General features: G+C 32.8%; 19 protein-coding genes. 2 read left to right on the top strand and 17 right to left on the bottom strand.

Going from position 1 to position 21,854, the window contains the following annotated elements; translation table 11 throughout:
* Positions 1-7 precede the first annotated feature (7 nt).
* From PLJ10_00970 to PLJ10_00945, 6 genes are all read right to left on the bottom strand, one after another.
* Positions 8-3,085, bottom strand: coding sequence for an efflux RND transporter permease subunit (locus PLJ10_00970; GenBank protein HOK08214.1), 3,078 nt, complete (start codon positions 3,083-3,085; stop codon positions 8-10).
* The gene (locus tag PLJ10_00965) at positions 3,082-4,272 is read right to left on the bottom strand and encodes an efflux RND transporter periplasmic adaptor subunit (GenBank protein ID HOK08213.1); all 1,191 of its coding nucleotides are present in this window, start codon (positions 4,270-4,272) and stop codon (positions 3,082-3,084) included. The genes PLJ10_00970 and PLJ10_00965 overlap by 4 nt, the downstream gene beginning before the upstream one ends.
* Positions 4,259-5,746 carry a TolC family protein gene (locus PLJ10_00960; GenBank protein HOK08212.1) on the bottom strand — a complete coding sequence of 496 codons (1,488 nt, stop codon included), beginning with the start codon at positions 5,744-5,746 and terminating at the stop codon, positions 4,259-4,261. The genes PLJ10_00965 and PLJ10_00960 overlap by 14 nt, the downstream gene beginning before the upstream one ends.
* 12 nt (positions 5,747-5,758) lie before the next feature.
* Entirely contained in the window at positions 5,759-6,409 is a 651-nt protein-coding gene (locus PLJ10_00955) for a CerR family C-terminal domain-containing protein (protein ID HOK08211.1), read from the bottom strand.
* A gap of 155 nt (positions 6,410-6,564) precedes the next feature.
* A complete protein-coding gene (locus tag PLJ10_00950) occupies positions 6,565-7,785 on the bottom strand; it encodes an outer membrane protein transport protein (protein HOK08210.1) in 1,221 nt (406 codons plus the stop codon).
* Positions 7,786-8,134: 349 nt separating this feature from the next.
* Complete coding sequence (locus tag PLJ10_00945; GenBank protein HOK08209.1) at positions 8,135-9,217, bottom strand: type IV pilus twitching motility protein PilT; 1,083 nt, start codon at positions 9,215-9,217, stop codon at positions 8,135-8,137.
* A gap of 83 nt (positions 9,218-9,300) precedes the next feature.
* Between PLJ10_00945 and PLJ10_00940 the strand changes: the two genes are divergently transcribed.
* Positions 9,301-10,038, top strand: a complete 738-nt coding sequence (locus tag PLJ10_00940) for a lipoate--protein ligase family protein (GenBank protein ID HOK08208.1) — start codon at positions 9,301-9,303, stop codon at positions 10,036-10,038.
* A gap of 8 nt (positions 10,039-10,046) precedes the next feature.
* On the opposite strand, the gene tsaD is transcribed toward PLJ10_00940, so the two are convergent.
* From tsaD to PLJ10_00910, 6 genes are all read right to left on the bottom strand, one after another.
* Positions 10,047-11,045 (bottom strand): tRNA (adenosine(37)-N6)-threonylcarbamoyltransferase complex transferase subunit TsaD, encoded by a 999-nt coding sequence (gene tsaD, locus PLJ10_00935; GenBank protein HOK08207.1) that lies wholly within the window; start codon positions 11,043-11,045, stop codon positions 10,047-10,049.
* The gene (locus tag PLJ10_00930) at positions 11,042-11,929 is read right to left on the bottom strand and encodes a divergent polysaccharide deacetylase family protein (protein ID HOK08206.1); all 888 of its coding nucleotides are present in this window, start codon (positions 11,927-11,929) and stop codon (positions 11,042-11,044) included. Before PLJ10_00930 ends, tsaD begins: the two co-directional genes overlap by 4 nt.
* A gap of 26 nt (positions 11,930-11,955) precedes the next feature.
* Positions 11,956-12,777: a glutamate racemase gene (murI, locus tag PLJ10_00925; protein HOK08205.1), complete on the bottom strand. Its 822-nt coding sequence runs from the start codon at positions 12,775-12,777 to the stop codon at positions 11,956-11,958.
* Between the two features lie 27 nt (positions 12,778-12,804).
* The gene (locus PLJ10_00920; protein HOK08204.1) at positions 12,805-13,446 is read right to left on the bottom strand and encodes a GerMN domain-containing protein; all 642 of its coding nucleotides are present in this window, start codon (positions 13,444-13,446) and stop codon (positions 12,805-12,807) included.
* The gene (locus PLJ10_00915; protein ID HOK08203.1) at positions 13,439-14,428 is read right to left on the bottom strand and encodes an N-acetylmuramoyl-L-alanine amidase; all 990 of its coding nucleotides are present in this window, start codon (positions 14,426-14,428) and stop codon (positions 13,439-13,441) included. Before PLJ10_00915 ends, PLJ10_00920 begins: the two co-directional genes overlap by 8 nt.
* A gap of 309 nt (positions 14,429-14,737) precedes the next feature.
* Positions 14,738-15,247: a cyclic nucleotide-binding domain-containing protein gene (locus tag PLJ10_00910; GenBank protein ID HOK08202.1), complete on the bottom strand. Its 510-nt coding sequence runs from the start codon at positions 15,245-15,247 to the stop codon at positions 14,738-14,740.
* A gap of 111 nt (positions 15,248-15,358) precedes the next feature.
* Here PLJ10_00910 and PLJ10_00905 point away from each other — a divergent pair, with 111 nt between their 5' ends.
* Positions 15,359-16,333, top strand: coding sequence for a hypothetical protein (locus PLJ10_00905; protein HOK08201.1), 975 nt, complete (start codon positions 15,359-15,361; stop codon positions 16,331-16,333).
* Between the two features lie 49 nt (positions 16,334-16,382).
* Here PLJ10_00905 and PLJ10_00900 read toward each other — a convergent pair whose 3' ends face one another.
* The 5 genes from PLJ10_00900 to glgC form a co-directional block, all read right to left on the bottom strand.
* A complete protein-coding gene (locus tag PLJ10_00900) occupies positions 16,383-18,353 on the bottom strand; it encodes an alkaline phosphatase family protein (protein ID HOK08200.1) in 1,971 nt (656 codons plus the stop codon).
* A gap of 19 nt (positions 18,354-18,372) precedes the next feature.
* Positions 18,373-18,720, bottom strand: a complete 348-nt coding sequence (locus PLJ10_00895) for a J domain-containing protein (GenBank protein ID HOK08199.1) — start codon at positions 18,718-18,720, stop codon at positions 18,373-18,375.
* Positions 18,721-18,751: 31 nt separating this feature from the next.
* A complete protein-coding gene (locus PLJ10_00890) occupies positions 18,752-19,348 on the bottom strand; it encodes a rhomboid family intramembrane serine protease (GenBank protein ID HOK08198.1) in 597 nt (198 codons plus the stop codon).
* A gap of 148 nt (positions 19,349-19,496) precedes the next feature.
* Positions 19,497-20,621 carry a hypothetical protein gene (locus PLJ10_00885; protein ID HOK08197.1) on the bottom strand — a complete coding sequence of 375 codons (1,125 nt, stop codon included), beginning with the start codon at positions 20,619-20,621 and terminating at the stop codon, positions 19,497-19,499.
* Positions 20,622-20,635: 14 nt separating this feature from the next.
* Entirely contained in the window at positions 20,636-21,853 is a 1,218-nt protein-coding gene (glgC, locus tag PLJ10_00880) for a glucose-1-phosphate adenylyltransferase (protein HOK08196.1), read from the bottom strand.
* Position 21,854: the final 1 nt, after the last annotated feature.

Genomic DNA, 21,854 nt, shown 5'->3' with positions numbered 1-21,854 from the left:
TATCATCTTATTTGTCATTGTTTTCTATTTTTCCACGAGTAAATAAATCATACAAAATGGGGATGATTATTAACGTTAAAACACCACTGATTGCAATGCCTCCTATACTTGCAATACCCAAATCTGTTCTAATTTCGCTACCCAATCCTTTGCCTGTGGCTATAGGAATCATTCCGCCTATTGCGGCAAGTGTAATCATTAAGATGGGTCGGAATTGTTCTCCTGCGGATTGAATCATTGCTTTATGTCTTGAACTACCAGCCACAACGAGTTGATTTAGTCTATCCATAATAAGGATGGCATTATTTACAACAATTCCAGAGAGCATAACTAAACCAAGCAAGACAAACATAGAGAGGAAGTATCCCGTTAAATATAATGCCCATATTATACCAACAAATCCCAAAGGTAACGTAATGAGAATAAAGAATGGTTGTTTGAATGATTCTAATATTGCTGCCAATACAAGAATAATAAGAACCACAGCAATTAGTCCTGCACGTGCGAACTCCCGCTGTGCTTCTACCATTACTTCATGTTCGCCAAAAAAGTAATATCCGTATCCCCTTGGAATTTTCCCATATTTATTTATTATTTCTATTATTTCATCTACAGCTGTACCCAGAGGCTTTTTGGGGTCTAATCCTGCGAATAATTTTTCAATTTTATGTTTATCTTTTCTTAATACGGTAACTGGTGCAACTCCTTCTTTTATGTCAGCGACCGTTTTAAGAGTAATTGGTTGTCCTGGTGCTCCTGGAAGTAAAAAGTTTTCTACTTGATTTTTACCTTCTTTCTCTTCAAACTTTACAACGATATCATAATTTCTCCCCTGTTCTTTATAAACGCCAGATGTTATTCCTTCTAAATTTCCTCTTAAAATCAACCCTAAAACCAAAGGAGGAATATTTAAATCAGCAAGTAGAGGTTTATTTGGGTATATTTTCAATTCTGGTCTCCCTAAACGTACAGAAGTATCAATATCTTTTATTCCTTTAATATCTTTTACGTGTTCTTTCAATCGTTTTACAATACTTTGTATTTCTCCACGGTCTTCACCTGATATTTCCAGTTCTATAGGGACCGCTTGTCCTCCAACTGCAGTAGGAGTTGAGACTCTATATTGACAATCTGGGTAACCTTCAATAAGTTTTCTTATAGTATCTTTCATTTTTTCAATAGGCATATCAGGACGTTCTGGTTTTTGGTTAAATACAAGTAATACTTGTGCTAAATGAACACCCTCAGAACTCATTCCCATCATGCCTTGGACTTTACCTATATTTGTTAGAACATGTTGTAAATAAGGTAGACCTTTTATCTTTTCCTCAATTTCTCTAACTCTTTCTATTGTATTTTCTATCCTATAATAGGTAGGATATTCTAATCGTATGAAGATAGTGCCACGGTCAGGCTCGGAAAAGAAGCCGAAGCCAATTTTAGGTACTAATGTAAAGGCATGGATAAATGTAAGTATTACTAATGCTGTTAACAAAAGAGAAGCCCAACGTCTGTGTTCAAAAAATTTTAATATCCCAACATATCCGTTTTTTATAAATTGCAACCCTTTATTAAAGATAAGTTCTGCCTTTTGTGTGATGCCTTGTTTTTGGGTTGTTTTAAGCAGAATAGAGGCAAGAAGCGGAGTAAGTGAAAATGATATGAAGAGAGAAACAGCAGTTACGATAATCATAGTCCATGCAAAGGGAGCAAAAAATAATCCTACTTGAGAACCCATTGTAGCGATAGGGAAAAGAACTACAAGGTTTGTGCCTGCACTTGCAAGAACAGCCACTAATACTCGGTTTGCCCCGTTGATAGCTGATTCTTTGGGATTATGAGTTTTTTGGAATTCGGTCATGATACTTTCTAATACGACAATTGAATTTGTAACGAGGATACCGACTGATAATCCCATAGATATGAGTGTGCTTATATTTAAGGTATATCCCATAAGTCGAATAAAAAAGAGACCTACAATAACAGTCATAGGCATTGAAATGCCTACAATAAAAGTGAGTCTTAAATTGTATAAGAAGAAGAATAATATAATCGCAGTAAGTATAATTCCTTGTATAATATCTGATGTTGTACTATCAACTGTTGCCTTAATAAATGTGCCCTCATCATTTACCCAGATGAGTTCCATACCATCAGGTAGAACCTTTTGTATATTTTGAATCTCTGCTCTAACCGTATTCACTACCCGAACTGTATTTGCTTCTGCTCTCTTAACAATTCTTATAGAAATACAAGGTTTTCCATCAATAAAAGCGGACTGTCTATTTTCTTTTGTTCCGAAGATAACTTTCCCGACATCACGAATATAACAACGAGACCCATCATTTGATTTTAATGGTAAGGTTTCTAACGCTTCTATTTGATGATATTCCGCATCATATTTAACAGAATATTCCATACCCTCTTCTTTAACTCTACCCGAAGGGATAAGACGGACACCTTTTTGTATTGCTTCTACAACATCTAACGATGTCAAACCGCGTGATGCCAATTTATCTCTATCTAACAAAACATGGACTTCTCGTTTTGTGCCACCAATTAACTCAACACTTGCAACACCTTCTATTGTTGTTAATTTGTCTTTAAGTTGATTGTCTGCATAGTCATATAGCTCATCAACAGAGTATTTTCCAGTTAAAACTAAGTCAATAATAGGAACAGCGTTAATGTCAAATTTTAATACCTTTGGTTTTTCCGTCCCTTCTGGAAAGTCATTGAGAATCAAATCCAACTTTTCTCGCACATCATAAGCGGCGACATCAACATCTACATTGAGATTAAATTCAAGAAATGTTTGGCAGGCATTTTCCATACATATAGATGATACATGCTTTAATCCATCGATTGTTACAACAGCGTCCTCTATTCTTCGGGCTATATCTGTTTCTATTTCCTCTGGACTTGCACCTGGATAGACAGTGACTATAGTTACATATGGAACATCAACCTTTGGAAAAAATTCAATACCCATATTAAAATAAGCATCAATACCTAAAAAGGCGAGTCCTATAAATAAACAGGACATAGCAACGGGTCGGCGAACAGATAATTCTGGAAGATTCATTTTGTGTTGTCCTCCATTACCTGAACCTTTTGACCCTCTTTAATAAAAGATTGTCCCATGCTAATAATTGGGGTTCCCTCTTGAAGTGTAGTATCTACAAGTTCTACCCAGCCATTTGTTTCTAATCCTATAGTTACAGGTACTTTTTGGGCAACATTGTTAACAACCGTGAAAATAAATTTTTCATTTCCTGCGGTTAATACGCATTCTTTGGGGATACCCAATGCTTCTTTTTTCTCAAGTATTACTGAAACTTCAACCATGGCACCTGCAACGATATAATCATCTTTATTGTTAAGTATTGCTTTAACTTCAAAGGTTCGTAAATTAGGTAATATTGTAGGACTTTTATAGGTTATTTTAAATGTTCCTATTTCTTTTTTCATAGCGGTGAATACTGCTTCTGTTTTATCAATATCTATGTAAGGATAGTACTCTGCAGGGAGAAAAATAGAGGCTTCTAATACCTCTGGATTGTCTATTTTAAGAATAGGTCTACCGGCACCAATAAACTCATTTTGTTCAACAAATTTATAGCTTACTTTGCCAGAAATCGGGGCATATACTAATGAATCAGAGAGTGTTTTCTCTGATATTTTAAGGGCATGTTCTGCTTTTTTCAATTGTTCGTTTGCTAACTGACATACGGCTTCTGCATGTTCTAACCCTGCTTTTGTTGCTTTATATCGTGTTTCCTGAAGTTCCCAAGTATCTTTGGATATGGCTTTTTTTTCAATAAGTCTTTGAAATCTTTCATAGTCTGTTTTTGCTTTTTCGTATTGAGCCTTCATGTTCGCCAAATTGGCTTCGGCTTCACGTATTCCACATTTAGCTACTGCAAGGTCTTGTTTTGCTATTTCATATGCCTGCTCTACTCTGACTTTATCTATCTGAAATAATGGCGTTTTGTTTGCTATAACTTCATCTCCCTTGTCTACGAACAGGTCTGTTACTACACCATCAATTCTTGCGGATACTATAGCGTGTTCTTTTGTATCAATAGTTCCCTGTGCTTCAACTGTTTTTGTGAATATCCTCTTTTCAATGTTTGTTACCTTTACAGGGAAATTCTCGGTGCCGTTATTTTGTTCTGCATTAACAATATTATTTTTACAGCTTGTGAAAATGAGTATTTCCAAAACGAAAATAAACAGGATACATATTTTAATATTATTATTCTTTTCCATTGTTTTTTTGCTCCTTTTCATTAGACGTATTAACTGCTTCAAAACAGTATATTGAATTTCCCATATATGTTTTTCCGATAGAATTCCACAAAACAGCACGAGCAATTTGTTCTTGTATTTGTGCAACTATTTGGTTAATCTCAGCATTTCCAAGTTCCGCCTGTAGATTGATTAAATCTACCTCCGTAATCATGCCTTCGTTCCATTTCTCGTTTTCTTCTCTAAACTTTTCTTTTTGGTAAATAAATGCTTGATGTGCTAATTTACTGTCTTCTTTAGCTTTTTCTAAATCATTTTTTGCTCTAATAACACCCACAATTAAAGATAATGCTGTTTCTTCTCGTTCTAAAAAGGCTTTTTCTCTCTTTTCTCGTGCAATTCTGTATTGTTGTATGTTTGCAAATCCATTGAACAAGGTTAAAACACTATGTATGCCATACAACACTGATTGGGAATACATTGTATACGAATTGGAAGTATATTCCCATTTAGAAAAGCCTCCAACTAATGGCAAAAACTGGGTAATGGCAAGTTTTATCTCATCTTCACTAATTTCAACTTTTCTGTCTTCTATCTGAATCTGAGGATGGTTCTTTAATGCCTGAAGAATTAAATCTTCCAATGAGTCCGTTGTTGAAGGAATTTCAATATTTTTTGATAGTTTTATTTCTTGCAAAGGATGGATCCCCAAAACACTGTTTAGTTGTGCTTTTGCTTTGTTAATTTCATATTCACATTGTTTTAAGTCCCTTTCTTTCAATTGTTTTAATAAAATAGATTGTTCCTTTTGCGATTGGGTGATAAGCCCTTCTTCGTAAAATAGTTCCATTTGTTCAACAAGCTTTTTTGATGCTTCATATTGCATTTCTAATGATTTTTTTATGTTCTCTAACGCTAATACTTGAAAATATAAAGCGGTTGTTTGTAGTGAGATCATCTGGCATGTATAGTTGTAAACTAAATTACTAATATCAACGCCCCGTTTACTTAAGTCGTAAATAAACCATGTGGCAGGTGCAAATATAGGCATTTGTAATTGAATGTCTGCTATTCGGATTGTTTTATCTTGCATTGCAGTTGATAGAGGACCTATATCTACCATCGGTTGACGGTCGTATGTTACTACTTGAAATTCTGCATTGATTTGTGGAAAAAAATTAGCAAAAGCCATATTTTTTTCTAAACGGGCAATCTTTTTATTAATCTCTGATGTTTTTACGTGTGTATTATTTTTTAATGCTAATTGAATACATTCTTCTAAACTTATTTCTTTATTTGTTTTAATAATCTCAGGTGTTTGTTCATCTATTTTTCTCTGAAATTCGTGAATTGATTTTTCTCGAATTGTAATGTCATTTTTATGGGCACAAGATGAAATAAGAAATAATGAGACAACAACCAAAAGAGAAAGTTTCTTATGTATGATTATTTTTATATCTAAAGAATGAAATCCTTCTTTTTTCTTGTTCATCATGTCATTTTCTTCCTATGTAAGTCCTAAACCTTTTAGGATTAGACCTGTTATGTGATTTTGCAGTTGCTCCAAAATTTTTGAATTATATTTTTTCTCTGTTAATCCCAAAGACATCTTAATACCGGGTTCCGCAAATACGTAAAAGGAAATCTCACCGAGAATAGAAAAAGCCCAAAATTTACACTTTTCTTTGTCTATTTCAGGAACACATTTTGCAATAACTTCGACCAATGCATTCAATTCTGGGATAAATGTGTTAGAAATCACAGTTTCAAACATGGTAGGAGGCTCGATAAGACTTCTAAGTAATAACTTCGCATACCACATGGGGTATTTATCAGAAAGATAATTTTGCACTCGTTCTTTGATTAAATTTTGTATTATTTGACACTTTGTTTTTTTTGAAGAAAAATCTATTTTGGGATCTTTTAAGATTTTTTGAGCCAGTGGACATTGAACCTGCCACGCAACATAGCGAAGTGTTTCTGTATAAAAATTTTCTTTTGAACCGAAATAATAGTTTATAGAAGCAATATTAACTTTGCATTTATCTGCAATACTTCTTATGGAGGTTCCCTTTAAGCCTAATTCGGCAAAAAGAGGACCTGCGGTTTCAATAAGTTCTAACTTTTTATATTTGTCTGTATAGTCTTGAATACTCATGAAATTGAGCTCTTTTTTAAAGATATTCTTGTATTCTAATATAAAACAATTGTTTGTTTCAAACGAATGTTTGATTACTTGTCAAATAATTCCTGTTTAATTTATGGATAAAAATTGAAAGTTTTAGTGATTAATTTAGATAACGATTTTTTGTTTTAGAAATGGTGTGTGTAGCCAAGAACTATTGAGAATCCGCCAGTACTGAGTTCCGTTCCTTGCCCTAAATGTGATAATAAATCCCCGTTTCCTGTATCGGTCATTTTATTTTTTAATCCCACTACACCCGATAAGCTAACCTCATCATGCTCTGTAATTTTTCTTGCCAGTCCTAATGTAAAATGGTCTTCACATAAAACAGGGACTAAACCAGCTAAAAACACATGGTCTTCTGTTATTGGGGAGTTTCCATGACTATATCCCGCAAGTATTCTTGTTTTGTCATTTATTCTGTATTCAACACCAAGTTTTGTACAGAATTGGTTAACCCAGTTGAAACCACCGTCCGTAAGGTCTCTACCATAGGCTGGGATACCTTCCCAATTTAGCCATTTAAAGTCCAGACTTAATGTTAATTTATCATTAACATCATAGGCGACACCTGCATTTAATATTTGAGGTTGGTCTAATGGATAACGAAGTAAATCTTTATAATGTTGGAATCGTTCTGTCCAATGTCTTGATGTATACGTCGCACCTATTGCAAATTTTTCCCATTTTTTGTAAATACTTAAATTAAATCCAGCTCCATAAGATTCATCCCAATCAAAATCCCCCTCTGTTGGCAAGAGAGATAATGTAATATGGTCGGATTTAAATCGTGATACTGAGCCGTGAATACCTCCACCAATTGCCCAACCATTATCAAATTTATATCCATAGGCTACAACTAATCTCATATGTTGATAAAATAATTTTCTGTCTGCATTCCATAATCTTGAAAGAATGTTTCGTGAATTTTGATAATCAACACCTGTGCCACTCGGGACATATAAACCAACTCCTAATGTTCCTACATCCAAAGGGATAATCATACCTCCAGAGGCAATATTAAATAGCCCATCTCCTTCTAAGGGTGATTCGAAACGATTGCCTATCAGTCCTCGTGGGTGCATTTCAATATCTGTTTTAACGATATACCAATTTAAGTCTAATCTTTTATTTAATTCAACCATACTGGCAGGGTTCATATAGCACCAATAAGCACTTCTTGGACTTGCAATTCCACTTGATGCTCTACCCAATTGATATGCGTCATTACCTAAAACAAAAACACCTTCGTTTGCATAAAGATATGATGAGTATATAGTTATAGAAATAATTAGAATTTGAAGAATAGTTTTACCTGTATTATTGCTTATTTTGGAATTATTTGACATAATACAATCCTTTTTATTTATTGTAATATTACTAATTATTGAATTTATAAATAATATGTAATAAATATATATTATGTATTATATTGTATTTATAAAATAATATTTACAGGATACGATAATATAATATTATAAATTAAATAATCAAATGAAATACTGGATGATTTTTTTGAGAACATATTAAAGAAGGAGGTCTCACTTACATTATTTCTATTTTTTGGGGAAGGGGTTGTTTATTTTTGTGTTTTTATCGTTATATGCCCATATTTATAGATATGTAATGTTTTATGATGTTATATATTACAATAACATTAAAGATGCTGTTTTTCTTTTGAGATTTGATGGATATGTATTAACGAACATTCAACCCCTGCATTTTCAATTTTAAGTCTTTTGGTGAAGTAGCGTAACTCAATGCTATATCTGTAGAGATTTTCTTTTGTTCCCATAAATCGAATAAGGCTTGGTCGAATGTTTGCATTCCGTATTGGTCTTTTCCTTCTTGTATTAGTGAAACAATATCTCTAAAAGGTTTGCCTTGTTCTATAAAGTCACGAACAGCACGTGTTCCTATAAGTATTTCAGCGGCGACACATCTTCCTGTACCTGATGCTAATGGAACAATTCTTTGGGAAACGACAGCACGAAGGACGCTTGCTAATTGTTTTCTTATAAACATTTGTTGGTGGGGTTCGAAAAATTCGATTATTCGGTTTAATGTTTCTACTGCATCTACAGTGTGTAACGTAGATAAAACAAGGTGCCCTGTTTCTGCAGATGATAAAGCTGTGCGGACTGTTTCTGTATCACGCATTTCACCGATAAGAATTACATCGGGGTCTTGTCGTAATGCGGCGCGTAGTGCGTTTGCAAAAGAGAGTGTATCATGACCTATTTCTCTTTGAGTAATAATACTTTGTTTATCTTTATGAACAAATTCTAATGGGTCTTCAATGGTAACAATGTGTTCAGGTCTTGTGTTGTTTATTTCATCAATCATCGCGGCTAATGTTGTTGATTTTCCACTACCTGTAGGACCAGTAATTAAGATTAAACCATTTTTCAATTTGCATAATTTTTTTAATATAGAAGGCAAATTAAGTTCGTCGATGTTTAGTATTTTTAATGGAATAATTCTCATAACAATACGAACGTGTCCATCGTCACGACAAATATTTACACGGAACCGTGCTTTGTTTTCGTAATAAAAGGATATGTCTAATTCAAAAACTTTTTCGTATTTTAAAATATCCGCTGGAGATGCAATTTCACTTAGATAGATTTTTAAGTCGTCATCTGTTAAGGGATTGTCCCCCTCTATTCTTCTTAATATACCATCAATTCGTAATATAGGTGGGTTATCATGTTTGAGATGGATATCAGATGCATTTTTATTTATTGCCATTTCCATCAACTCTTTTAAGGGTATTGGCATAAATCTCTCCTTTTCAAAAAGTTTCTATTTATTATAAAATAGTTTAGTTTTAAATTATAATTTATATCAACAAACCAAATCTTATGAATACATATATTATTATAAACTCATTTACTACACCAGAGGAAAATATAGCTGTAGAGGAATTTTTATTTTCTTCTAAAAATACCTTTTTCGAAAAATATAATCTATTACGGATATGGGAATGTGATGAGTATTTTATAGTATTAGGCAGTTCACAAAAGGTTCAAGATGAGGTGTTTTTAGATGTTTGCAGACAGGAAGGGATAAAGATTATAAGACGTTGCAGTGCTGGAGGTGCTGTTTTACAGGGTCCTGGATGTATAAATTATTCACTTTTTTTAGACCTTGTTCTCTATCCTCAATTAAGAAATATCCGTGAGTCGTATTATATTTTATTATCACCATTAATTAGCGTTTTAAGAAATAATTATGGATTACATACTACAATTAAAGGAATTAGCGATATTTGTTTCAATAACAAAAAATTTTCTGGGAATGCTCAACGAAGAAGTAGCAGAGTATTACTTCATCATGGAACAATCCTGTATTCAGTTAATTATGACTTAATGGAACGAGTATTAAGAATACCCCAGAAGCAACCTGAATATCGTGACGGAAGGAATCATAGGGACTTTGTTGGGACTTTACCGCTATCGAAGGAGCAAATCATAGATACTATTTTTACGGCCTTTGGAAAAGATACAATCTCTTTTTCATTATCAAACAAAAATATAGAGGATATAAAAAACCTTGCTATAAACAAATATTCTAACTTGGAGTGGAATTATCGGAGGTAGAACAATCTTTACATTGTTAAAGGTAATGAGGGATTAGCAGTAAATGTGAAGTCGGATGTATATCCGTTTACTATTCTTGAATACCCTGCTGATGCAATCATTGCTCCATTATCGAGGCAATATTGCATTTCTGGAAGAAATACTTCTGCGTCTAATTCGTCTTTGGCTCTCTTTCGGAGTAGTGCATTTGCTGAGACACCACCAGCAATAACCAATGATTTTATCCCTGTTTTTTTCAAAGCGATTTTTGTTTTGTTTATTAAAACATCAATCGCTGTCCATTGGAAACTCGCTGTAATATCTGACAACCATTGTGGATTTTTTTCTTGTTCAGGGATTTCACGAACTTTATATAATACAGCTGTTTTAAGGCCACTATAACTAAATTCGAGTGATTCGCTATTTGCCAGTCCTTGTGGAAATTTAAAAGCAAAAGGATTCCCATCTTCAGAAACTTTTTGTATAGACGGTCCTCCTGGATAAGGCAAACCTAAAATACGTGCCACTTTGTCAAAGCATTCTCCAACAGCGTCATCTCTGGTATTTCCAATGATTTCATATTTATGTGGTTCTTTACATTTAATCAACATTGTATGTCCACCACTGACTACAAGGGATAGAAAAGGGAAATCTGGGCTATGGTTTGAAAGCATTGAAGAGAAGATATGCCCTTCAATATGGTGAATAGGTATTATTGGTATTTTTTGTGCCCAAGCAAATGCTTTTGCGAAATTAACACCTACAAGAAGAGAACCCATTAAACCTGGTCCTTGTGTAACTGCTACCATATCTATAGAAGGTATATTTGTTTCTGAAATTGCTTTATTTACTAATCTGGATATATGGATAAGATGTTGTCTTGAAGCAATTTCTGGAACCACACCGCCATAGGTAGAATGTATAGGTACTTGGCTTGTAATAAGGTTTACTATTGCTGTTTTACCATCTTTCACTATTGCTATACCCGTCTCATCACAAGATGTTTCAATCCCTAATGTATATGTCATGGGAATAACTCCGAAACATGTACTAATTCAAATCCTTGTTTTTCCAGATTAGGTAGTTCTTCTTTCAATACTTGAATTGTTAAATCTTTGAAATGACCTATACCTATTGCTCTGCCTTTTTTTTGTGCGATTTTTTTCAGATTCTTAATGTTTTCTTGAATCTTTTTTTTTGTATATTCATGGTCTAAAAAAACATCCCTCTGCAATGCTGGTACTTTTTCACTTACAGCCACATTAAAGGCTTTACTATTACTAACAACAATACTATCAACAAAAAATAGTTTTTCCTTTTTGAGAACTTTCATAAATTTTCTAAGAGCGTCCTCATCTAAAGAAAAAACACTACCAGTATGGTTATTAACTCCTTTTGCATTTGGAAATTGTTTGATCGCTTCTTTTGTTTTTTCTTTAATTTCATCTTCGCTCATATTAACCAATAATTCACATGGTAGGGAACCTTTTGCTATTCCATGTTTGGTTTGCATAGGCATGTGGATCATAATTTCGAATCCTTTTTCACCAGCAACTTTAGCTAATTCTTTTCCATAGTGAGTGTCTGGTAAGATTGAAAAGTCAATTTTATTGGGCAATTCTAATGCTATTTCACCTGATGGATTTCTATACCCACCGTCATCAAGAATAATAGCAATTTTAGGTTTTTGCTTTTGTTCTAATACACCACAGGCACCTAAATTATTCTCTTCAATTTCACCATTTTTAACCTCTTTTTGGTGTTGAATATCAAAATTGTCTGTAAAAGAGCGATTTTCTACATTATTTGTCCCCCAAAATATAGAATTAACTACCAAAAAAGATAGCAAAACAAAGAATTTATTCTTTGTCTTAAGTTCGTCTTTATTTAATGGTTTTATTTTAAATAACATTGTTTAATAAATATCATTGTTTATTATTAAGATAGAATTGGTATATCAATCCACTCTACATGTTCTATTTTTTCTCTTAAAAATTTACTGCCTATGGTTTTAAACTTTTCTGGTCTATCTGTTACAAAAAAATTCAGAATAGTGTTGGTTTTCTTATGTATATTTTTATTTAACATATTGTGGTTTTGTAGTATTTCAAAAACAGCTTTTGCGGTTTCTTCTGCACTGTCAATAATTTTTATTTTTTTATTCTCAATAACCTTTTTAATAATAGGAATTAACAAAGGGTAATGGGTACAGCCTAACAATAACGTATCAATTCCTTTGTCTATGATAGGTTGTAAATACTGTTTAGCAACTAAAAAGGGGATATTTCCTTTGGTCCAGCCTTCTTCGACTAAAGGTACAAATAAAGGGCATGCTTTTGAAATAACATTAATGCTTGGGTCGATTTTTTTTATGTGTTTGACATAAGATTGGCTGGCAATTGTCCCCTCTGTTCCGATAACAGCGACTTGTTTATTTTTTGTGGTTTTGACAGCAGATAAGGCTCCAGGTTCTACTACACCTAATATAGGGATGTCTGCTTCCTTTTCTAACATGGGTAAAGCCTGTGATGAGGCAGTATTACATGCAATCACCAGAATTTTTATCCCCCTGTTAATTAAAAAATGAGAGCAGGACCTTGCATACCGAATAACCGTTTCTGGAGACCGTGTTCCATAGGGAACACGTGCAGTGTCACCTAAATAAAAGAAGGTTTCATTAGGTAAATATTTTTTTAGTTTTGCTAAAACGGTAAGACCACCTATACCCGAATCAAAAACTCCTATAGGCAAACGAGCTATGCTATTTTTATACATTTATGATTTATCCTATTTATTACAGACAAAAGAGTAGTCTGGGATGAAAGGTTGTTTCCAACTTATATGGCTTGGAAAATCCATAGAAGGTAAAGAACCTTCAATTAAAAATCTAATCTGTTTTACAGAGGTGTTAACAACTAAATCGCTTTGTAGTAATGTATCTACAATAGCGTATGTAAATAATGTTTCAAGGAATGTTGTTGCTTGGTCTTTATAATTAGATATAATTGTTGCTGGAAGGTCTATTAGTAACTCACCATCTGGAGTTAGATATACTCCTCTGATAGTTATATCCTTCGGTATTGGAGAATTATAATTTTCTGTGTTAAGTTCCTTCATTTTATTGAGTATTTGTTTGCAATTTTCCTCATATTTAGGTTTCCATTCAATTTGTGTGTCAATTGGTTGTAAACATTCTTTATTTTTTGGCAAAACATAAATTATGATGTTCTTTGTTGTGTATTGGGGTTCATTTATTTTGTTTTCAACCTTTACATTTACAGAAGTGTCTACTGCGGTTTTGATTAATTGTTTGTTTTCTCCAATAATTTGTTGAGCCATATATATAATTATTAATACGGCGGAAAACGTAATTATGATCCAAAGAATGACAAAAATTCTTTTTATTACCGTTTTTTTTATATCATTCACCTTTATTATTACCTTCCTTATTCTTTATTAACTCTATAAATGTATCTTTAAGAACCTCTGTAAAATCTGAAGTATCACCTAAAAATGTATTCCACTCCTCTTCATTTGTATTCTCTTTGATACCTGGATATACTTCGATTAATATACCAGCAACTCCTTCGACATCATTAATATAAAGGGGGGAATAATACATTTCAATATTTATTTTATTTTGTTTACTACCAAGTTTTTTTATTAGTAATTCGGCAAACAATTCGTTTGTTTTACTTATGTTTTCATTGTTTGATTTTGGAATGAATATCCTTAATCCTTCTCCCGCCTCTTTTGGCATATCAGCATGAATAGCTATATAGAACTCATTACTATTTTTCTGTAGTCGATTCATTCTGTCTTTTATACTAATGGTATTATCTCCATTCCGTATAAGTTCATTTTTTAAATTGTTTTTCGTTAATGTTGCCTCCAGTTTATTTGCGATTATTAGCGTAATATCTTTTTCATACTTTCCAGATGGAAATAAAATTCCCTTGTCCTCTCCCCCATGCCCTGCATCTATTATTATTTTATTGATAGTTCCTTTTGTTCCTTCTTCTTCATTTTTTCTCTCTTCTACTTTTATTTCTTCGAAAACAGGCTCCTTTTCTTCAAATTTATTATTAATAGTTTCGTTCTTTATATCTTCTGTTGTTAGTGGTTTTAAAGTTACTGTTTCTATCTCATTTTCTGGGACAGGAGTTATTTCTGATATTCCTGTTTCTGGTGATAGATTTTTCCCTGTAACTGTTTGAAGCAATAAATATGCGTCATTTTTTTCAAGCCAAATAGTATCCTGCCATATTTTAGGTGTATTTTGTAATTGTATGAATTTGGATGTCATTCCGTCGCTAAGACTTATATAATTACTTTGCAAATTAACGACTATTTTTTTATTTTCTAAACTTATATTTACCTTATTTTCTTCAATATTTATCGTTCCATTCAATTTTAGTATCAAGGTAGGTAAATGTAGATATTCTTTGTTATCCTGTTTAAAAGAATCAACTGTAATTTGTTCTTTTGAATCTTGTGAGATAACGGTAATTTCTATTGGAAAGGCATTGTAATAGATAAAAGATATTAGTAATACAAACGATGTAAATAAATAATTTAGCCTATACATAACAACAATATTTTCTATAAATGTGGATGTATTTATTTATTTTCTTATCACTTTCTTTTGATTTTAGATACTTATTATATATCAACTATGCCAAACGATTTCTTTTTAATGATTATATTAGAAAAGAAACATTTACTCGTTATCTCCCTTTTCCTCTTTTTTGTAATCTATTTCGGGTATGGGAATATTGTATATCTCCATAATTCTTTTCATTTCACTTATCAGGGAATTGTTTTTTTCAAGCCTTTCACTTAGAATATGGATGGTATTAAGTAATAATCTGACTGCAACGTGTTTTTCGAAGATATCGCTTATTTGCTTCTCATCTAAGCAAAGAAGTCTGGTTTCTTCTAACGCCATAGCAGTAGCGGTTCTTGGTTTTTTATTTAAAACAGCCATTTCACCAAATGTATCGCCTACGTGACATTTCGTAATAAGTTGATTTTTTATATAAATACCTACTTTTCCGCTAAGGACAATAAACAGATTACTACCTAAAATTCCTTCGTGGAAAATTGTTTCACCTTTACGGGCAATAATAATTTTTCCTCTTTTTATTACATCTTCAACTTCTTCAGGCTCTAAACCATGAAACAAGGGTATCTTTTCTGCATACCTTCGATATTTTGCAATGTCTGTCATAGTTATTACCTTCTTGTAAAATATTGTATGTTCATTATAACAATGAATATTATATAAACAATAACTTTAACTTAGTTTATTTTAAAATTTAATAGTTATTGAGGTTTAAATATGAAAAATGAAATTACACGAAGACGTTTCATTATTGGCACTTCATTATCGCCATTAATTGGACAGAATCTATTTGCTCAAAATGATAATGAGCTAATACCAATTGTTGGAGAACACGATGATTTATTAGGAGAGGATTCTATTTCAAATGGGGATTTGAAACGCGAAATGCCGTTAGGAAAAATAGGAAATATTGAGATAAGTCGATTGATAGCAGGTGGAAACATTATTAGCGGAATTGCTCACAGCCGTGATTTAATTTATGTGTCTCAATTAATGAAAAATTATTTTAACGAAGGTAAAATACTCGATACTTTGGCTCTTTATGAACAAAATGGGATTAATACTGCTATTCTTCGTCTTGATGATTTAACTTTAAAAATTATTAATCGGCATTGGAAAGAGAATAAAGGGAAAATTCAATGGATAGCACAAATAAAACCTAAAAAGTCTGATCCATATATAGATGCGGATATTGCTATTGAGAATGGTGCTATCGGTGTTTATATCCAGGGGCAAATTGGGGATGATTTTGTTCAGAAGGGTGATACGAAATTATTAGGCAAAATTGTAGACCATATTCGAGGAAAAGGAGTTATAGGTGGTATAGGAGCACATTCTATTGATGTTATTGTCGCATGTGAAAAAGAGAAAATAATACCTGATTTTTATATGAAAACTTTCCATTCTCTTGACTATTGGTCAGCTAAACCTGAAGAATCTTATGATAATAAGTGGGATATAAATCCTGATGAGACTATTAAAGTAATGAAAAATGTTAAAGTTCCCTGGATAGCATTTAAGGTATTGGCAGCAGGTGCAATTCCACCTAAAAAAGGTTTTGATTTTGCATTCAAAAATGGAGCCGATTTTATGTGCGTTGGTATTTTTGACTTTCAAGTAAAAGAAGATGTTGATATTGCTATCAATACATATAAAAGGAACAAAGATAGAGCACGTAAATGGTATGCTTAAGTTTATTTGTTGAATGGCTTGTAAATATTTTAGTAATTAATATAACGATTTACGATAGGATATTTTTCCCTTCGAGGTCATCAGGTGTAGATAGATTTAGGTACGAAAGAATTGTAACACCAATATCTTGAATATGAGGTTTGTCGGTATTCGGTTTTTTATTTGTCAATAGCATTCCAGGGATGCGTCGGTAATCTGTGGCTACATGGTCTCCACTCCATTTGTCTTTGTTATCTTCAAATACTTGTTGAGGAGCAGAGCCTTTAGCAGATGCTTTTGTAGATTGATAACCAGGATAGTACCCAAGTATCAAATCAGGTGCATTGTCGATTGATATACCTTTAAAATCTTCACATGTATATACTTGACTTATAATAGGATTTCCTGTTTGTGGGTCTTTTACCGATAATAGTTTTTGCTTTATTTCGTCCCTAACTTTCTTTGCTTCTGTTTGTTTAACAACGCCATTTCTTTCTCTGTTTTCAAGGTTTAGGTATATCGAACCCAATCCCAATGCGTATGCCTTTGTTTTATTCCAGTCATAACCTTGTAAGAAGGACTGGTCGTTATATGCAGTACTGGGGTCATTTTGTCCTTCAACAACAAGGTATCCTTCTCGTATTAACCATGTTCCAAGATTGAAGCCTTTTCGATATGAAGTAAAGCCATGGTCTGACATTACAATCAGAAAATCATCAGAATTTAGTGAATTCAAGGTATTTCCAACAATGCGATCCATAATCTTATAAGTTTCTTCCAATATCCCTCCGTATATCATCGCTTTTTCCTTATCATACATTGGATGTTCTGGGTCACGATAACGCCAGTAAAGATGTGCTACACGGTCAGTAGCCATCCACATGGACATCAGTAATTGCCATCCATCATTGGTGTTTAATTCGTCTAACATTAATTTTTCATGCCAAGCCATGGTTTTTTGCACATCTTCGAAAAATATATCTTCTGTAAGCACATCTTGACGAAGAGCATGCGTATCATAATTCCAACCGATTGTTTTATATAGTCCATAACGTTTTGCTAATTCGGCTGAATATGTTTGTGGTGTTGTAAATGGGATATATGGATATTTCGGGTGATATTGTAAACATGTCATATATATGAAAGCGGTATCACCTGCTTCTTTTATGAAGAATCTGCTAATCGCATGAACTGAATATGTATCTGTTACGGGGAATTTCCATTCTATCCAATCTGACCAGTTGCCCTGTTCGATAGTAATTTGTCTTTGCTCCTCAATCTCGATTGTTATTTTTTTCGATGTCCTGTCAATTGTAAAATACAGGACTTTTTCTATAAATTCTTTATTTTTATTTGGATTTCGAAAGGCAGGCAATTTTACCTTTGCTTTTGAGTTCTCAAAATTTAATTTTAATCTCATTCCACCAGATATAGATTGATTTAATTCTTCTTGTGTAAACTTATCGGAGAATACAAAAAAGAAACTTTCTGTCCCTCTAATATCTGGAACTCCTAAACCACTTAACATAACTCCATTTTTTAATGGGTCTGGCGGATATGAATACGGCATGTTCAATATCTTGCATTGCACACCTTGTTCATCTGCTATGGACCAAAATGTCCTGCCTTTTCTCATATTTTCGAAGTAAGGCTCTTTTTTTAGGTTTCCCTGTTGATCAAATTCTGCATGGTGAACTGAACCTAATGCGATATTTGGAACATATTGAGTTGGGTCTCTCCGAAGAAAATCATAAATTCCATGCTGTCCTGGATTCTTGCATGTTGCGAAACTGGACCATGCGGTAGGAGATTGTGGTGGAATCGTTGAAGTGAGGTTATATATCCCTCCTTGTTGTTTAAGTTTCGCAATATTTTGTAATTCTCCTTTTTCTAACATCTTATGGATTATTGTAGGTTCTACTCCATCAAATCCAAGAAGGATAACCCTTCCTTTAGTATTTGAAAATGATATTTTTGGGTTTGTAATAAAACTTAGGCTTAATGCGGAAGATAGAAGAAATTTTCTTCTATTTATTATCATTTTATCTCCTTTCTGACGTTTACTTCTTTTTATATATTTTTTTCAATATTTCGTATGCTTCATTTAATGCCTTCATGGTATCTTCATCTCCTCCCAAGTCAGGGTGATGTAACTTTGCTTTTTTTCTATATGCAGACTCTATTTCATCCCATGGGCTACTTGGAGAAACACCTAAAAGGCGGTAAGATATTTCGATATTTTGAGGACTTACAGTTGTATTTTTATTTTTTGGTTTTTCATTTTCTCTGTCACTATAATCACCTCTGAACTCTCTAAGTGCCTTTATTACAATAGGTAAAACGCCAGTAAAATTAAGGAGGATAATGATTAATATAAAAATTAATAGTTCTTGCATGCTTGGAAACATTTTTCTTCCTTATACCTTATTCAAAGTCATTTTACACGTCAAATTTATTCAAACCGAATAATTTTTTTAATTTGTAGAATATACCTTTATCATCAGCAGAAATATATAGATATCCAATACCCATACCTGCCAAATGAGTTACTATGGACATATTAGCAAAACCACTAATATAAAGAAGGTTAAGTAATATAACTAAGATAACGATTCCCCTGGCATTTATTGGGATAGGGAGAGGAAAAAGGAAAAATTCTCGTTCTGGATTTATATATGCGAATGCTACAAGAACAGCCATAATACTGCCACTGGCACCCACGATAGGCGGTGTATATCCTTGAAAGACAAAGGGAATAAAATTAACGAGTACTGCAGTCGCTCCACAAAATAAATAGAAAATATAGAATCTTTTTTTAGAAAAATAAATCTCCACTTCGGGTCCAAAAATGTATAACCAAAGCATATTAAAGAAAAGATGATATAACCCACTGTGTATAAACATATATGTAATTATTTGCCATAGTGCTCCTCGTAAAAATAATGGGATGTTAAAGCCAAATAACTGAAACAACATCATATATCCCATGGGCATCTCATAAAGTTTCATAGGAATTATTGATATTAATGCTGACATTACTAAACCTAAGAATAATTCAAAAATAAAAATCAATATATTTATCAGGATAAGGTTTCTAACACCTCTTGTAATAGTTGGACGGAAAAAACTTAAATTATCAACATAATATCTTTGGTAATAGTAAGACATAAGATTAAATAAATTTTTATTTGTTTACTTGTTTAGTGGCTTCTATATTTCTATTTTGTAAAGGGTTCTTCGACTTTTTTCTTCCTGTGAAGTTTTTAAGTGGTGATAAAAATGGATTTCTGTGTTCTTCTGCTCCATAATTGCGTGTATTCTTCTTCTCATTATTAAAGTAATCTTTTATTTCTCCAGATTCTATCTGCATAAGTATGTTTTTTGTAATTTCGCTATCTGGTTTTATTTTTAACGCTTCAAGTAGGCATTGTCGTGCATTATCAAGTTTTTTCACGGATAGCCATGCTCTTCCTTCATTAAGCCAAGTATAAAATATTTCGTCATCATTGCGTGCTACTTTTCTTGCTATTCGCCATGCTTGTGCTGATTTTTTTCCATCCACTGGCAAACCGAACTGAAAAGCGGTAAAATAATTAAGTGCATAATCTTTGCATAATTCAAAATCATCAGGTTTTAATTTTACTGCCTTTTCTGAAAAATCCATTGCTTTTTTATATATTTTTTGTTTATCCCATCCAGTCCTCTCTTGTATTTGGTTGCGATAAATAATAAATATTTGTGCAGCATTATATTGAATATTAGGTTCAGTATCTCCATATTTAAGTGCTTCTTGCAGATATTTCCAACCTTTATCATATTCGCCGATATGGAAATAATGTAGTGCAAGGTTATTATTTATACTTGCATCCTTAGGGTTTATTTCGTATGCTTTTTCCCATAATTTTACTGAATTCAAATAATCCATTTTATAATCATATAAAAATGAACCATAGTAGTCATATAGTCTTATATTATCAGGATATTTTTTTAGTGCATCCTCATAAAGTATCTCGATTAGTCTTATTGCCTGTGGTATTATTTCATTGTCTTTATGATTTTCTGCGTAATCTATTAATTGTTGTAGTTGTTCTACCTTTTTTAACAGTGAGTTTATATCATCTGCCTTGGGAAGTAGAGGTAATTTTTGTTCACTGATATATTCATCAATACTTCGGAAAAGAATATCTGTCTGAATTTCTTCAGTATTTAACTCAGAAAATATTGACAAAGAAACTAAAAAACAATTAAAGGATAATATTAGAGCACTTTTAAGATAGTTTATTTTTTGATATTTATAAATGGTATTCATTTTCCTAATACTAATTATTTTGTTTTTTCAACAACGACAATTCCATTTGATGTTACTCTGTATTTTTTTGCATCTTCTTCAAGGTCATATCCAATAACAGAATTATCAGGTATCTGCACATTTTTCTCGATAATAGCACGGCGAATTCTGGAGTGTCTACCAACATTACAGCCATCAAATAAAACCGACTCTTCAACATATGCATAGCTATTGATACGCACATCTATTGAAAGTACACTTCGACGTACCATACCTCCACTGATAATGCATCCAGGACTTACAATAGAATCTAATGCTACACCTAATCGATGTCCAAAGTCTGCGAAAACGAATTTTGCAGGTGGTCTCGAAGTCATTACTGTTCTAATAGGCCATTCACGGTCGTATAGGTTAAATAATGGTGTTACCTCCACCAAATCCATATTTGCTTCCCAATAACTGTCAATTGTTCCCACATCTCTCCAATAAGGGATATCTTTTTTATTTTTGTCTTCGAAAGGATACGCAAAGACTCTATTTGTTTCAATTAACCTTGGAATAATATTTTTGCCAAAATCATGCTGTGATGAGGTTCTTTCTGCATCTTCTGTAACAGATTTTGTTAATAGGTCTCTATTAAACACATAAATACCCATGGAAGCAAGACATTTATCAGGTTTGTTAGGTATTGTTTTAGGGTTTTCAGGTTTTTCTTCAAAACCTATAATTCGACTATCTTTATCAATTTCCATTACCCCAAAACGATGTGCTTCTTCTTTAGGTACTTCCAATGCAGAAATTGTTAATTCTGCTTCTTTTGCTAAATGATATTGAACCATTTTTTGATAATCCATTTTATAAATATGATCACCTGCTAAGACTAAAACGATTTTAGGATCTTCCTGGTCGATGGAATATAGATTTTGATATATTGCATCAGCAGTCCCTAAATACCAACTATCATTAATCCGCATTTGCGGTGGGATAATATCTATAAATTCACCTAATTCTCTATGGACGATGTTCCATGCATTTCGGATATGCCGTGATAATGAATTGGATTTGTACTGAACAAGAACTTGGATTTTTCTACAATTCGAATTAATACAATTAGAAAGAGTAAAATCAACAATTCGGTAGATACCACCAAATGGAACTGCAGGTTTGGCACGATTTTTGGTAAGAGGATGGAGCCTTTCACCAGCCCCACCTGCAAGTAAAACTGCAAGTACATCTTTCATATTTATTTCCATA

The sequence above is a fragment of the Candidatus Hydrogenedens sp. genome, assembly GCA_035361075.1.
Taxonomy (GTDB): domain Bacteria; phylum Hydrogenedentota; class Hydrogenedentia; order Hydrogenedentales; family Hydrogenedentaceae; genus Hydrogenedens.
Note: the sequence above shows the minus strand (reverse complement) of the source record. Positions and strands in the feature narration are given on the sequence as shown.

Coding starts and splice junctions, on each gene's coding strand:
- PLJ10_00970 (HOK08214.1), bottom strand. CDS start 3,085: ATGAATCTTCCAGAATTATCTGTTCGCCGACCCGTTGCTATGTCCTGT.
- PLJ10_00965 (HOK08213.1), bottom strand. CDS start 4,272: ATGGAAAAGAATAATAATATTAAAATATGTATCCTGTTTATTTTCGTT.
- PLJ10_00960 (HOK08212.1), bottom strand. CDS start 5,746: ATGATGAACAAGAAAAAAGAAGGATTTCATTCTTTAGATATAAAAATA.
- PLJ10_00955 (HOK08211.1), bottom strand. CDS start 6,409: ATGAGTATTCAAGACTATACAGACAAATATAAAAAGTTAGAACTTATT.
- PLJ10_00950 (HOK08210.1), bottom strand. CDS start 7,785: ATGTCAAATAATTCCAAAATAAGCAATAATACAGGTAAAACTATTCTT.
- PLJ10_00945 (HOK08209.1), bottom strand. CDS start 9,217: ATGCCAATACCCTTAAAAGAGTTGATGGAAATGGCAATAAATAAAAAT.
- PLJ10_00940 (HOK08208.1), top strand. CDS start 9,301: ATGAATACATATATTATTATAAACTCATTTACTACACCAGAGGAAAAT.
- tsaD (HOK08207.1), bottom strand. CDS start 11,045: ATGACATATACATTAGGGATTGAAACATCTTGTGATGAGACGGGTATA.
- PLJ10_00930 (HOK08206.1), bottom strand. CDS start 11,929: ATGTTATTTAAAATAAAACCATTAAATAAAGACGAACTTAAGACAAAG.
- PLJ10_00910 (HOK08202.1), bottom strand. CDS start 15,247: ATGACAGACATTGCAAAATATCGAAGGTATGCAGAAAAGATACCCTTG.
- PLJ10_00905 (HOK08201.1), top strand. CDS start 15,359: ATGAAAAATGAAATTACACGAAGACGTTTCATTATTGGCACTTCATTA.
- PLJ10_00900 (HOK08200.1), bottom strand. CDS start 18,353: ATGATAATAAATAGAAGAAAATTTCTTCTATCTTCCGCATTAAGCCTA.
- PLJ10_00895 (HOK08199.1), bottom strand. CDS start 18,720: ATGTTTCCAAGCATGCAAGAACTATTAATTTTTATATTAATCATTATC.
- PLJ10_00890 (HOK08198.1), bottom strand. CDS start 19,348: ATGTCAGCATTAATATCAATAATTCCTATGAAACTTTATGAGATGCCC.
- PLJ10_00885 (HOK08197.1), bottom strand. CDS start 20,621: ATGAATACCATTTATAAATATCAAAAAATAAACTATCTTAAAAGTGCT.
- glgC (HOK08196.1), bottom strand. CDS start 21,853: ATGGAAATAAATATGAAAGATGTACTTGCAGTTTTACTTGCAGGTGGG.